The organism is Bacteroides sp. 1_1_14 (assembly GCF_000162515.1).
Lineage (GTDB): Bacteria > Bacteroidota > Bacteroidia > Bacteroidales > Bacteroidaceae > Bacteroides > Bacteroides thetaiotaomicron.
In genome coordinates, this window is the sequence record NZ_GG774709.1 from 273,908 (window position 1) to 288,769 (window position 14,862).

At 43.6% G+C, this 14,862-nt stretch carries 10 protein-coding genes; 4 read left to right on the forward strand and 6 right to left on the reverse strand.

Going from position 1 to position 14,862, the window contains the following annotated elements; all coding sequences use genetic code 11:
• Nucleotides 1-24: 24 nt before the first annotated feature.
• Both HMPREF9007_RS05690 and HMPREF9007_RS05685 read left to right on the forward strand, forming a co-directional pair.
• A complete protein-coding gene (locus HMPREF9007_RS05690) occupies nt 25-1,953 on the forward strand; it encodes an Ig-like domain-containing protein (RefSeq protein WP_008762942.1) in 1,929 nt (642 codons plus the stop codon).
• On the forward strand, nt 1,889-2,773 hold the full coding sequence (locus HMPREF9007_RS05685) for a DUF3108 domain-containing protein (RefSeq protein ID WP_008762943.1): 885 nt from the start codon (nt 1,889-1,891) through the stop codon (nt 2,771-2,773). Before HMPREF9007_RS05690 ends, HMPREF9007_RS05685 begins: the two co-directional genes overlap by 65 nt.
• A gap of 5 nt (nt 2,774-2,778) precedes the next feature.
• Here the strand turns inward: HMPREF9007_RS05685 and HMPREF9007_RS05680 are convergent, their stop codons facing one another.
• The 6 genes from HMPREF9007_RS05680 to HMPREF9007_RS05655 all read right to left on the reverse strand — a co-directional run bounded on the left by HMPREF9007_RS05680 (nt 2,779) and on the right by HMPREF9007_RS05655 (nt 12,199).
• Nucleotides 2,779-3,183: a hotdog fold thioesterase gene (locus tag HMPREF9007_RS05680; protein ID WP_008762944.1), complete on the reverse strand. Its 405-nt coding sequence runs from the start codon at nt 3,181-3,183 to the stop codon at nt 2,779-2,781.
• A 305-nt stretch (nt 3,184-3,488) separates the two neighbouring features.
• On the reverse strand, nt 3,489-4,499 hold the full coding sequence (locus HMPREF9007_RS05675) for a DUF4973 domain-containing protein (protein WP_008762945.1): 1,011 nt from the start codon (nt 4,497-4,499) through the stop codon (nt 3,489-3,491).
• A gap of 28 nt (nt 4,500-4,527) precedes the next feature.
• Entirely contained in the window at nt 4,528-6,567 is a 2,040-nt protein-coding gene (locus HMPREF9007_RS05670; protein ID WP_008762946.1) for a RagB/SusD family nutrient uptake outer membrane protein, read from the reverse strand.
• A 22-nt stretch (nt 6,568-6,589) separates the two neighbouring features.
• Nucleotides 6,590-9,673 (reverse strand): TonB-dependent receptor, encoded by a 3,084-nt coding sequence (locus HMPREF9007_RS05665; RefSeq protein ID WP_008762947.1) that lies wholly within the window; start codon nt 9,671-9,673, stop codon nt 6,590-6,592.
• 23 nt (nt 9,674-9,696) lie between these two features.
• Nucleotides 9,697-11,106 carry an IPT/TIG domain-containing protein gene (locus tag HMPREF9007_RS05660; protein ID WP_008762948.1) on the reverse strand — a complete coding sequence of 470 codons (1,410 nt, stop codon included), beginning with the start codon at nt 11,104-11,106 and terminating at the stop codon, nt 9,697-9,699.
• Nucleotides 11,107-11,326: 220 nt separating this feature from the next.
• Nucleotides 11,327-12,199 (reverse strand): DUF1080 domain-containing protein, encoded by an 873-nt coding sequence (locus tag HMPREF9007_RS05655; RefSeq protein WP_008762949.1) that lies wholly within the window; start codon nt 12,197-12,199, stop codon nt 11,327-11,329.
• Between the two features lie 632 nt (nt 12,200-12,831).
• Here HMPREF9007_RS05655 and HMPREF9007_RS05650 point away from each other — a divergent pair.
• Nucleotides 12,832-14,034 (forward strand): glycoside hydrolase family 88 protein, encoded by a 1,203-nt coding sequence (locus HMPREF9007_RS05650; RefSeq protein WP_008762950.1) that lies wholly within the window; start codon nt 12,832-12,834, stop codon nt 14,032-14,034.
• Between the two features lie 82 nt (nt 14,035-14,116).
• On the forward strand, nt 14,117-14,862 hold a 746-nt coding region (locus tag HMPREF9007_RS05645; RefSeq protein WP_032850642.1), incomplete at its 3' end, for a sulfatase-like hydrolase/transferase.

Here is a 14,862-nt window from a genome sequence, read left to right on the forward strand (position 1 = left end):
GTGAAGAACGTTTATTTTTGCACCATGTTACAATTTGAGAATCAAAAGATAAAACATATCGTGCGCAAAGCTCTTCCGGTGATTGCACTGGTGGCTATATTGTACTCCTGTGCCAGCATTGGACGGCCGGAAGGCGGGCCTAAGGATTACGATCCTCCGCGTTTTGTCGGCAGTACCCCTGCTGCAGGTGCGATTAATAATAAGAGGACTAAAGTTTCTCTTCAGTTCGATGAGTTTATTAAGCTAGAGAAAGCAACCGAGAAAGTGGTTGTTTCTCCTCCTCAGATTCAACAACCGGAGATAAAGGCTTCCGGAAAGAAAATACAAGTGAATCTGCTTGACTCACTAAAGCCTAATACTACCTATACTATAGATTTCTCGGATGCCATCGTCGATAATAACGAAGGCAATCCTCTGGGTAATTTTGCATTTACTTTTTCTACCGGTGCGCAGATCGATACAATGGAAGTATCGGGAACGGTGCTTGACGCCTCTAACTTGGAGCCTATTAAAGGTATACTGGTCGGACTGCATGCAAATCTGAATGACTCCGCCTTTACTAAACTTCCTTTTGACCGTGTGGCACGTACCGACAGCCGTGGGCGTTTCTCTATTCGTGGGGTAGCTCCCGGCAAGTATCGTATCTTTGGCTTGATGGATTCAGATCAGAACTTTGCTTTCACTCAGAAGAGTGAGGTCATTGCTTTTAATGATTCACTGATCATCCCCCGTATGGAAGAAAGACTTCGTATGGATACGGCTTGGGTGGATTCATTGACTTATGATACGATCGTTGAGAAGAAATATATGCATTATTTGCCGGATGATGTGATTCTCCGTGCTTTTAAAGAGCTCAATTATTCGCAATATTTGATTAAGTCCGAACGACTGGTTCCCCAGAAATTCACCTTTTATTTTGCTGGCAAAGCAGATACCCTGCCTGTACTGAAAGGGTTGAACTTCGATGAAAAGGAGGCTTTTGTGATAGAAAAGAACCAACGGAACGATACGATTCATTATTGGGTAAAGGACTCTTTGCTCTATAAACAGGATACTCTGGCCCTTAGCCTTACCTATCTTTATACGGATACGCTGAACCAGTTAATTCCGCGTACAGATACCTTGAAATTGGTATCCAAACAAAAGACTCTGACCAAGGAAGGGCCCGAGAAGAAGAAAAAGAAGAAAAAGAAAGAGGGTGAAGAAGATGAGCCGATACCGACTAAATTCTTACCGGTGAATGTGAATGCACCTTCATCAATGGACGTGTATGGCTATGTTTCTTTAAACTTTGAGGAGCCGATTGCAAGTTTTGATACTGCGGCAATTCATCTACGGCAGAAGGTGGATACAATTTGGAAAGATATTCCTTTCGAATTCGAACAAGACTCATTGAATCTGAGGCGGTTTAATCTGTATCCGGCAAATGATTGGGACGCTACAATGGAATATGAGTTCTCGGTGGACTCAACTGCATTTCATGGCATTTATGGTTTGTTTACCGATAAGATAAAACAATCATTTAAGGTACGTAGTGAGGATGAATATTTTACTCTTCATTTTATTGTTACAGGAGCAGATCCTCAGGCATTTATAGAATTACTGGATACCCAAGATAAAGTGGTTCGACGAAGACTGGTGGATGATGGAAGGGCAGATTTCTATTACCTGAATCCGGGGAAATATGCCGCCAGACTGATTAATGATAGAAATGGAAACGGAGAATGGGACACGGGAGACTATGCAAAAGGAATACAACCGGAAGAAGTTTACTATTTCCCCAAGGTTGTTGAATATAAAGCGTTATGGGATGTTGACCAAAACTGGGATATACACGCAACTCCTGTAGACAAACAGAAACTGGATGAACTAAAAAAACAAAAACCAGATGAAGACAAGAAAAAGAAAGAAAGAGAAAGAGATAGAAATAACCAAAACCGTAACCGTCGCTAATTTGCGACGTCATCTAATTGTTGGAATTCTTGCATTGTTGATGGGAAGTTTTGCGCTTCCTGCCAATGCTCAGTGTGAAGCTAAAAACGATGCTTTTCAATCCGGAGAGCATGTAATGTATGACTTGTACTTCAACTGGAAATTCGTTTGGGTGAAAGCGGGTATAGCCAGTTTGACGACTAATGCAACTACCTATCATTCGGAACCGGCTTACCGTATCAATCTGCTTGCCTTAGGTAGCAAGCGTGCCGACTTCTTTTTCAAGATGCGCGATACACTGACTTGCGTCATGGGTGAAAAACTGGAACCTCGTTATTTCCGTAAAGGTGCCGAGGAAGGAAAACGCTATACGGTAGATGAGGCTTGGTTCTCTTATAAAGACGGCCTTTGCTTTGCCAAACAAAAACGTACGTTCCGTGACGGAGAAGTTCAGGAGTCGGAAGAAAGCGACAGTCGCTGTATCTACGATATGCTGACTATCCTTGCCCAAGCGCGTTCTTATGATCCTGCTGATTATAAGGTAGGCGATAAAATCAAATTCCCGATGGCTACCGGACGTAAAGTGGAAGAGCAGACACTGATTTATCGGGGAAAAGAGAATGTGAAAGCGGAAAATGGGGTTACCTATCGCTGCCTGATCTTCTCATTAGTTGAATACGATAAAAAAGGGAAAGAAAAGGAAGTGATTACTTTCTTCGTAACAGATGATAAGAACCACCTTCCTGTCCGTTTAGATATGTTCTTGAATTTCGGTTCAGCCAAAGCTTTCTTAAATGATGTCAGAGGTCACCGTCATCCATTGACTTCTATAGTTAAATAGTCTGTCTACAGAGTAAAAGGTACTTTCTGATCTTTCCGGAAAACACTTGATTCGAATGTAGCGATCAAGTCTCCATTCTGGTTAGTAACATCTACTTGATAGCAGCCGGTGCTTCGGCCGATATACCGTTCGCGTGCCTCGGCATAGAGGGTGTCGCCCGGACCGCTGGCACGCAGAAAAGTGATTGAGGATGAAAGAGAGAAAGCGAGTGTTCCGTGCGAATTGGCAGCTGCGGCGAGTGCCAGATCTGCCAGCGTGAAAATCGCTCCTCCTTGTGTCCGCGCTCCGGCATTAAGATGTTCGGGTTTTATTTCCAGTTTGGCTTTACTGTATCCTTCGCGTACTTCAAGCAATACTACGCCTGCATTTTCGGCGAACAGGTCCTTTTTAAAAAACTCTTGTGGGGTCATAATGATTAATTTTGAATTACTAATTTGAAACGTTGAATGATAAGTTATGAGAGCCGAATTAGCCTATAATTTAAAATTCAAGATTCTTCCGCAAATGTAATAAATATATTCCCATATATGGCTGTCGGATACTTACGTTTTTAGGGGGTATTATTCTTCATCAATCTCGAATACCTTATGACTGGTATGGTGTTTGCATTCGTATCATCTAATAAAAATGCTATATGGAGTATCCTGATAAAAGAAAGAGGAGATAAGCTTCTATGTTTAATCAAGTGCTTGTCTCCTCCTTTTTTAATTTTCTCTTACCATTCAATAGCTTGATCCTCATCCGGTATCAACGGGTTGATCTGGCGTTCCATTGTCATAGAACCTTTTACTTCGTAAGTTATCGGATAATCCGGATTGGAAGTGACATCCGTGTACTTATAACTCAGTTCCAGTGTGGTAAGGTGGCGTTCCATATATTTGATGGTCTCGTGCTGAATGATTCGTTTTTCATATTTGCATTCTCCCAATGGTCGGATATTGATTCCCGGTTCGCCTTCGTCACCGTACAATCTCAACTTTCCTTTAATAGTACCTTCCTCGTCCTCCGTTCCTTCTTCAAACTCGACGAATACTTTATACCTGGAGCGGTTCTCATCTTCCACCCACGTTGAACCGGCATAGAAGAAAATGGTATTCTCGTCCACTACGCGGGCTAAGCGCGTATCTACCTTAGCGGGATCGGTTGTCGTTCCTTCGATGTAGATGTTCATCAGCGTGGTGTTATACGTTCCGGAGTAGTCATTGAACAGATTGACTCCCAGCAGCGCTTTATAACGTCCCTTATATTTGTTTTGAACATAAGAAGGGTCTTCTTCAATAGTCAGCGGAAGTACGTATTTCTCATCCAGTTCCAACCCGTTAAAGTTGAAATGGATGGGGTAGAGCTGTATATTCTCTCCCGCAGGAATATGGCAAATGTTTGATTCAAAAGAATAATGCTGTTCTGCAAGGGGGACATACCAGAGGTCCTGACGACCTACAGGGAATTTTTCCTGGTTAAGTATTCGGAGCGTATCCTCATCCACGGCTATTTTTGCATCGATATTCCGACTGTTGCTTTTCGAGCCGCTGACAATGACCGGCAACTGGTATATTCCTGTTCCATCCGGCTGATAGCGTACATAAATTTCACTCAAGCCGTTGTCACCTAAAGGTGCCTTGAAAGAAAGCATCTGTGTGTAAAGTTCATCTTTCCACTCGTCATTGCATGCACTGAATGTTGCATACATCCCCAGTATCATTCCTAAAATATATAATTTTCTCATATTGATCTTTTGGTTTATAATGTTAACACTAATCATAATTCTGCCATCCGGGAGCTTGTGAGAGATTATTGTTGCGTTTCAGCTCATCGAAGCTGATAGGCCAGAAGTACTGTTTGCGTGAGAAAGAAGTCTGTAGTTCGGCCACTCTGACTGGCAGATAAAACATGTCCTTGTATTCTTCGTTCATCAGTGTATTACAACCGTAGATTTGTTCTCCTTCATGTTCTTCGACAATTTTCCAACGACGCAGGTCATAGTAGCGTTGGGTTTCTGCAAAGAATTCGATCTGCCGTTCATGAACTATTTTTTCAAAGAATTTTTTCGGGTTTTCATATACTTCATCGCTATAGTCGGGGACTCCGGCACGCATACGGACAGGCTTAACTCCACGGCGCATCTGTTCTTTGTCACGGAAGATATCGTAAGTCTGGCTTCCGTCCCATGAGGCCACCTGGTAGTGTGTCCCTTCGGAAATATTATTCAGTGCTTCTGCATACATCAGTAATATGTCGGCATAACGAAGTGTAGGTTCCACTTTCTGGTAGATAGAGCCTCCCCATTTGGCGCAATCGTTCGGATTTACATATTTCATGATGCCGATGCCCGTAATGCACCAGTTATCAGATCCATTGATACGACCGTCGGTTGCTCCGCGATAATACCAGATTTGTTTGTTTCGTGAGTCTTTTCCTCCTTCTTCCTTAATGCTCAGTGCGTTCCATTGTGCTCCGTTGAAAGCTACGGAAGCATAGAAGCGAGGCTCACGGTTGGTATATCCCCACCATACGCCATTTTTTACATTGTCGTACTTGTGTTCATCTTTGTTTTCATCGTTTGTGAACTTCCCTTTCCATAATGTGTAGCATTCTTTGTCAAATGATGTACCATCTGCCATAGCGTATGCTTCACTCTGCTTCAGGGTCATTCCGTGTACGTTATATCCTCCAAAAGTTCCGGGCAGTTGATGCTTTACGAAATCTACCATCGTGTTGTCTGTTTTTAAGTCATTGCTGTCACCATTGGTTCCTCGGGTAAAAATAAGTTCCGGATTTTCGGCTGCATAGATATCTCCATTAAAAAGAGACCGATATGATTCAAATGGATCTATATTGGACCATCCTTCCGGAAAAGGCTTGTTACTGTATTCCTCATGATATGGCGGTTCAATAGTGGTTGGATAAGCCTCGTCTGTACTAACCGGGCGCCTTTCAAAAGTATAAAGTTTGTAGAGTCCGCTCGTTTCCGAGTACTCGATCATGTCTCTGGCGGCAGCAGCGGCTTTTGCCCACTTCTCTTCATTGTATTCTTGTGGAATCAACTGTTGGCCGTCCTTGTTGATGAAGTCTGCCATTTCCGTATTCCCGTTTACCAGCGGACTGGCAGCATAAAGGAAAACTTTGGCACGTACAGCCAGCGCGGCTCCTTTAGTCGGGCGGGCAATGTTCAAGTTATCGCGTTTTTCGAACAGTTCGGTAGCTGCAATTTCGAGTTCTGAAGTGATGAATGCCACGCACTCATCATAGGTTTTACGTGGGTAGGCCAGTTCGTCATACGATTTTGTATAGTCGGCTCCTTCCGGTGGTAGAATGGGTATCGGACCGAATTTTCTCAGCAGTAACCAGTAGAAATAGGCACGCAGAAAACGGGCCTGTCCTCTTACGTCCGTCACTTCCTCCGGAGTGAGATCTTCATTCTCATACAATTCATTCAGTAGAATGGAGGCTTGATAGATTCCGTCATACGACCATTTCCAAGCATTTTGGCCGCCAGTGGAATTTAAATATTCGCCGCGTTTGAATTTCGCAAAACGGTCTCCTCGTTCGTTGAATACTTGGTCGTCTGAGAAATTGAAAGGGCATACGTCACTGTGTCCCACCTCCAGATTATCTCCCTGCAGGCGACTGTAGCAGAATGACAGCCATTGAAGTGTATAGTCTTTGTCCGAGAAAATGCGTTCTGTAGATTGTTGGTCTCTGAAATAGCGGTCTACATTTAGGAAATCGGAACAGGAAGTGAGTCCCAAGCCGAGTACCACTGCTCCCAATAAAATGTATTTATTTTTATTCATAACTTTTCTTTTAATGATTGTTTTAGATTCCTACCGTCAGTCCGATGGTCACTGTTCTGGATAACGGATATTGTTGTCCATTGGAACTACCCAGTTCCGGATCCCAAAGCTTAAAGTCGGAGAAGGTCAGCAGATTCGTTCCCATCAGGTAGAGGCGTACACGGTCCAAATGGAGTTTATTGACAAACCGTTTGGGGATGCTGTAACCTAATTCCACATTCTTTAAACGGATGTACGAACCGTTTCGCAGCCAGTAAGTAGAAGCACGATAGTTGTTGCTATTACCTCCATAACTCAGACGCGGGTATTTGGCATTCGGGTCTTCGTTGATTCCCAGCGACCAGTAGTTACCCACTACATCCGTCAGAATATTGCCCCATGACTTCTCTTGGAATGGATATACGGTGAATCCGTCTATGAAGAAGGATGACTTGCCGGCTCCTTGGAAGTGAACGTTGATATCAAATCCTTTCCATTGTGCAGATACACCGAACCCGTAAATCAGGTTAGGGCGGGTGGTCGCACCGATGGGCACTTCGTCATCTCCGTTAATGACTCCGTCACCGTTTACGTCCTTGTATTTGATGTCTCCCGGCATGATGCCTGAACCCTGTGAGGGTCTGTTACGGATTTCTTCATAATCCTTAAACAATCCTTCGGCTATCAGGCCGCGTGCCTGGTCTACACGGAATCCGTATTTCATCTTATACGGATAGCGGCTGTTCTCTTCGTCATACTCCTTGATTTCATTCTTACTATAGGTCATGTTGGCACGTACTGTAAGGTCTACCTCACCTATCCTCTGTTTATAAGCGATATTACCGTCAAAACCTTCGGACAAGACAGATCCCACGTTGGCATAAGGTTTCGTTGTGATGTGATTCAGACCGATGATCTGAGGAAGGTAACTACGTACCATATAAATACCGTTGCGTTGTTCGTGGAAGTAGTCAATGCTGCCACTGAACTTATCATTGAACATAGAGAAGTCAAGTCCGAGGTCATGTTTCTTGGCTACCTCCCAAGTGATGCTGCTTGACGCAATTCTCGAATAGGTCAGTCCGGTATAATAATAATTACTGGTGCCGATATCACCGTAATAATAACCGTCTTCATCCCATGTCCCGAATTTCTCTACGTATGGGAAGCGGGTTCCCACATTGTCGTTACCTACCTTACCATATGAGTAGCGCAGCTTAAACATATTCAGCCATTTGAGATGTTTCTTGATGATTGGCTCTTCAGCGATGTTCCATGCTACAGAATAGGCGGGAAAGAATCCAAACTGCTGACCTGAGGCGAAGTTCTCGGAGCCGTTGTAACCGAAATTAAAGTCAAAGAAGTAGCGGTATTTCCATCCGTATGTGAAACGTCCTGCAAACCCCTGATGACGATTCTGAATACTCTGCACAATTTTCTCGTAGCTATCTGTATTGCCGTTGTGAGATGTATTGGTAGTCTTATCCTGAGAATACTTTAAAACGGCCCCTAGCATGTGGTCGCCAAACGTACGGTTATAGTGTAGCTCTGCCTCCAAGTATTCCTTCCGTTGTCCACTTGAATACATCGTTCCGTCCATCAGTTTCTGCGTCTCTATTCTTCTGAATTGCAATTCTCCGTCGGAGGTACGCTGCCGTTCCGCTAACCAACTTTCCGGCCATTTGAAACGGTTGTCACCGTTATCCGTATATGTATCGAATCCGAAACGTCCGTAGAATTTTAATCCCTTTGTGATAAATTTCAAATCTTGTTCAAGATTAACCGTAGTCTGTATTTTATTCTTCCATGTTTCCTGATATCCCTGCTGGGTGGTCAGTACCCACGGATTTCTTCGTCCTTCACTACCGACTGCTGCCCATTTCCCGTCACTATACTGTACCGGAGAAGCGATGGGACTGTATCCCATTAGCGAGTGCCATATTTCATGATACTGGCTTCCCGGCAGGTTCTGCTTGTCCAAAGAACCCGATACGCCTACTTTTAGCAGCGTGGATTTTGTCAAGTCTATGTCTACATTCATGCGGTAGTTCCAGCGATGGTAGTTGGCATTGGTGTTATAGTCCGTCATTGCACGATCCGTCTCGTACATGCCGCCTTCATTTACATAACTGGCAGAAATGAAATAGCGGGCTACCGTACCACCTCCGGTCAAGTCTACAGTTGCGCGATAAGTGGGGGCACCGTCTTTCAGTATTAAGTTCATCCAGTCCACATTAGGGAAAAGATCCTGATCCAGCCCGTTTGCAAACAGTTCCAAGTCGCTTTCGCTATAGGCCGGAGCCTGACTACGACTAACCAAGGCTTCGTTCATCATGCGGGCATATGTTGGACCGTCCACAAATTCCGGAGTTCTGGTGCGTGTATTATACGAGGTTTCTACTTTGGCATTGACGCGGGTCTTCCCTTCCTTGCCGCGTTTGGTCGTGATCAAGACAACGCCATTTGCACCGCGTGAACCATAAATGGCTGTTGCGGAGGCATCTTTCAACACGGAGAAGTCCTGGATATCTTCCACATTGATTTCATTCATATCACGTTCGAAGCCATCGACCAACACCAATGCACTGCCTCCGGCACCGAAAGTGGAGATACCGCGTATCCAGAACTCAGAAATATTGCTACCCGGCTGTCCGGAAGTCTGGCGGGCGAGTATACCGGCTACATTGCCTGCAAGAGCATTGGTGATGCTTGCCGTCGGAGTACGTAGCTGGGAAACGTCGACTGTGGTAACGGCACCTGTCACAGTTACCTTCTTCTGAGCACCGGTCCCTGTGACAACAACCTCGTCGATGACCGTTTCTTTCGTCTCTGCCATAACGATGTTAATGATTTTTTTGTCTTTGATAAAGATTTCCTGCTTTGTAAATCCCACATAGGAAAAAATCAAGTAAGAGTAATTAGGAACCTTGATCTTGTAACGTCCGTTTATGTCTGTTATCGCACCGAAGCCGGGCATATTTCTTGCTGTAACGTTCACGCCTATTAAAGGTTCGTTCTTTGGATCAGTGACGATTCCCGTCACCTCAATCGTCTCTTGTTCATTTTGAGCGTAGACTGTAGTTGTCCAGCCTACTATCAATAAAAATAGTAAGATTACATTTCTCATATTTACTTGTGTTTTAAATAGTATTATTCCGTTGTCATATAACGAATCCCTTTATTATCAATATCTCCAATATAGAACATATCTGTATCAGGGTCGTAAGCAAGACCGGCTGGCTGATTGAAACGTGCCTCATGCAATGGATTGCCGTCTACGTATCCCCATATTTTGCCGTCGGCGTTTTCGTTACTTCGTCCGGCTGCAAGAGACGCTACCCCATGAGGATCCAGTTTCCAGATGCAGTGATTTTCTCTGTCACAAAAATAGAAGTCATATTGGTCGTTGTCAGGACCAATTCCTTCGCCGTATTTCTCGTTTTTTACGAATACACCGAACTGTGGTTTGTTAAACCGGGCGCTTCCTCCCGTTCCTTCCTTGAAACTTTTATCGTTCATGTTTCCGGCAATGATGCTAGGATTACCGAATGTTTTTGCCACCGGATCATAATCGGCTCTGAACACTGCGCCAAAATTGTCGGAAAGCATATACATGAATTTATTGGACGGGTGCCTGAATAATATCGTATGTGAACCGCCCACTGCCGATATCTGACTCAGGCTAAAGGCAACCTCCGCATTCTCGTCGATATTGGGAATAGCCCCATTGCGTATCATTTTGTAGACTTTTCCCTCCCACCAGGTGGTGTAAAAGATGGTTCCGTCATCCATATACACTAAGCTATATGCTGTCCTGCCATAGTTGTAGGGACGAATTCGTCGAAAGTTTTCACGACGGAGAGAATAATAGATATTTGCCCGGGTGGTGTTGTCCTGACCGTGATCATCGGTAAATAGCAACGTGTCTCCGTCAGCACTGAATGTGAAAGAATACATTGTGCTATATCCCGTTCTTGGGAAGAGGCGTTTTACAGTCCGTTCTGTCAGGTCTATTAGGTGGAGACCGTCAGAATGGTTTGAAGAAAAAAGTAACCGGTTGTCCCCATCCTTGTACTTGGGGTCGAACACCATACAGTCATTGGAAGGAATAGAAGCTCCTTCATCGAACGAACCCTCTTGAAATGCAGAATTATTATCCTCGTCTACCTTACGTAGCAAGGTACCTACGATCGTTGCAGGAGTGTACTTGAATTCCTCTTCAAATGTATGTTCTGCAATAGGTTTGCCATCCGGACCATCTACACGAACATTGATTATTCCATCAAAAGCCTTGGAAGGAACCATGCAATAAATCTTTTTTCCATCTGCTCCGATGGTTTTGGTTTTTTCTCCACCGATCGTAATGTGAATTTTGGTGGGATCATTCCCGAAGTTACTGCCTTCAATGTACAGGCGGGTTCGCATACCTCCCTCTCTAGGGCTAAAATCTGTAAATACTACTGGTTGAGATGGGTCATACTGATTAGAGTTGGCTTTATCATCTTTACAACCGATGAAGAATAAACAGCAGACAAGTACTGTTATTAGGTGGTTTTTCATAAATATAAATAATAAAATGGTTAAAGTGAATCCTTACCCGAGAAGCTATAATCTTTATTGTCTACCTTATCCAATCTGTCTTTGACATACTTGTAAATAAGGTTATGATTATCGGGATAGCTAAAAAATGAAGTTTTGTTTTACTCCCTATGCAGATATGTCTGTAGAAAGATTAGGGATAGACCCAACATTCTTCAGCCAGCCTTATGAGTTATTGTGATTAGTCAAGAACCTTCACACGAATATTGCGGAACCAAACGTCATCACCGTGATCCTGCATTCCGATAAATCCTTCATGGTTTTCACCACCGCAATTATTCAGCAGTTCGAAAGCCAACGGCCATTTGTCCTGGCTGAATTTGCTGGCTTGCAAAAGGTCTGTCCATTGTTTGGTCCACAAGTGATATTCGAGTACATTCTCGTCATTCTGTCCATGAACAACCGTACCTTTATAAACCATGATCTTAGCCTTGTTCCATTCGCTGAAAGGTTTCGCATTCTGAGGAACTGCCGGAATCATGTCATATAAAGAGGCCGACTGCCGGTTATTGTCTTTACCCAATTTTGCATCCGGATGATTGTCGTTGTCCAATACCTGATATTCAGGTGCGGAAATATAAATAGGTTCGAGCACGTCGTTACCGTCCTTATCTTTAGAAGTCACTTCCTGAGCCAGATAGAAGATACCGGAGTTACCGCCTTTGGAAACCTTCCATTCCATTTCCAGTTCGAAGTTTTTGAATTTGTGGGCAAAGATCAGGTCTCCGCCATCGCCATTCTGCGCTTCACCGCCACCGGAACCGTTGAACTTGATGCAACCGTCCTCGATAGTCCATTTGGAAGGAACTCTGTCCTTGCCATAACCACGCCATCCATTAAATGTTTTGCCGTCAAAGATAGTGATGTAACCATCCGCATCTACCGGTAATTGCAAGCTATCCATCTCTGCTGCTTTTAATGATTTTGAATATGAGAATGCTACTTCGTTTGCCGATTGCTCCTTCGGAGCTGTTTCGGCTTTCCTTTGACTGCTGCAGGAAACTAAAACTCCTGCTGCGAGAAAACAAGCTAATGGATAAAATACTTTCTTCATAATAATAACTTTTTAATCTTTAATTCTTAATTTACTTTTATCTGGGCATATCAGGCAATTTCCATCCGTCCCGATAATTATGTTTCTCGCTTTTAGCACTTTATTCAAATAAAATAATCCCATTCGGCTAAAGCCGATGAGACGAACTTTTATTCTTGTGTTTACAGAAGCTGGTGTGTTCATAAGATGTTGCTGATTTAAGTACAAATATCTATATATGTCTGATTCTCATTAACGAAGAATTTGATTGAAAATGGACATGGCAAAGCTAACTAAATAAGTAATTTCTTATTTAATTTGCATAACTTTATGTAAACGTGATGATGATAATTATAATTAACAATCAATTGATTAATTACAAATAAATATAATAAAAATGTAGAAGAGTTAGAATGCCTTTTTCTTTAAAATGACCAGAATATATTATATATTAGTCAGATTATTATAATTGCATTTTCAATTTCATTAAATAATTAAGCAGGCTTTTGGGGAATATCTGTGCAAATATGCCCTTCAAGGGAGAAATGTACCAAATTTGTCCCTGAATTGGATTATTTGGGACGGTCTATTCTATTTGAAAGTACTACTTTTGCCACCAGATAATTATTAACTTAACAAATAATCCATGTATTATGAAAACAATTCTTAGCGCATTGGGACTTTCGCTTCTGATCTTTACGAGTTGCGGTGGACAAAAAAAGGTTGAAGTCGATTTTATTCAGGACAACATCGACAACGCTGTAGCACAAAACACAATTCAGACAGACATTATCGAGAAATCCGGTAAAATTCTGAATCCAAGAACCATCAATGCAGATGGTAGTATCTCCTATATACCTATTGATGACTGGTGCTCCGGTTTCTTTCCGGGCAGCATGTGGCTGACTTACAATCTGACAGGGGATAAAAAGTGGTTGCCTTTGGCAGAAAAATACACAGAAGCCCTCGATTCTGTGAAATATCTGAAGTGGCATCACGATGTCGGCTTTATGATCGGGTGCAGTTATCTTAACGGTTACCGTTTTGCAGATAAAAAAGAATATAAGGATGTGATTGTAGAAGCCGCAAAATCATTGTCTACCCGTTTCCGTCCGGGAGCAGGCGTTATCCAGTCATGGGATGCCGATAAAGGCTGGCAGGGAACACGCGGATGGAAATGTCCGGTGATTATCGATAATATGATGAATCTGGAATTGCTGTTTGAAGCTACGGCTTTTTCCGGTGACTCTACCTTTTACAATATAGCAGTGAAACATGCGGATACAACGATGGCCCACCATTTCCGCCCGGACAACAGTTGCTATCATGTGGTAGACTACGATCCCGAAACAGGAGAAGTGCGTAAGAGACAAACAGCACAAGGATATGCGGACGAATCATCATGGGCTCGCGGACAGGCTTGGGCATTATACGGTTATACCACTTGCTATCGCTATACAAAAGACAAGAAGTATCTCAATCAGGCACAGAAGGTGTATAACTTCATCTTTACCAATAAGAACCTGCCGGAAGACCTCGTTCCTTACTGGGATTACGATGCTCCGAACATTCCGAACGAACCTCGTGACGCTTCTGCAGCCGCATGTACGGCTTCTGCTCTGTACGAACTCGACGGTTACCTGCCGGGCAATCACTATAAGGAAACCGCTGATAAGATCATGGAAAGCCTCGGCTCACCGGCTTATCGTGCCAAAGTGGGTACGAATGGAAACTTTATATTGATGCACTCTGTGGGCAGTATCCCTCACGGCCAGGAAATAGATGTGCCTTTGAACTACGCTGACTATTACTTCCTGGAAGGATTGATGCGCAAAAGAGACCTGGAAAAGAAGTAAGAACTGCCTTGCTTGTACTTTAGCCGGATATGTGCATATATTAGTCTCTTCCGGTACATTAACTGTTATTCTTTATATCATGATAAACAAATCAGTAAACTTATTGATGGGAGGCTTGACCCTCTTTGCAGCGCAAGGCTGTAAAGCCCCCAAGCAGGTGGCAGAGCAAGCGGAACATCCAAACATCATCTATGTATTTCCTGATCAGTATCGCAATCAGGCAATGGGCTTCTGGAATCAGGAAGGTTTCAGAGATAAAGTAAACTTCCGGGGAGACCCCGTGCATACTCCTAACATAGATACTTTCGCACGTGAATCTATGGTGCTGACTTCCGCTCAAAGCAACTGTCCGCTGAGCAGCCCTCATCGTGGAATGTTGCTGACCGGTATGTATCCGAATCGCAGTGGTGTACCTTTGAACTGTAACTCTACACGTCCTATCAGCTCTTTGCGTGACGATGCGGAGTGCATAGGCGACGTATTCAGCAAGGCCGGTTATGATTGTGCTTATTTCGGTAAACTTCACGCTGACTTCCCGACCCCGAATGATCCGGAGAATCCGGGACAATATGTAGAAACACAGCGTCCGGTGTGGGACGCTTATACGCCGAAAGAGCAGCGCCACGGTTTCAACTATTGGTATTCGTACGGCACGTTTGACGAACATAAGAACCCGCATTATTGGGATACGGACGGCAAGAGACATGATCCGAAAGAATGGTCACCGCTCCATGAGTCGGGCAAAGTTGTTTCTTATCTCAAGAATGAAGGAAACGTGCGTGATACGAAGAAGCCATTCTTCATCATGGTGGGAATGAACCCGCCGCA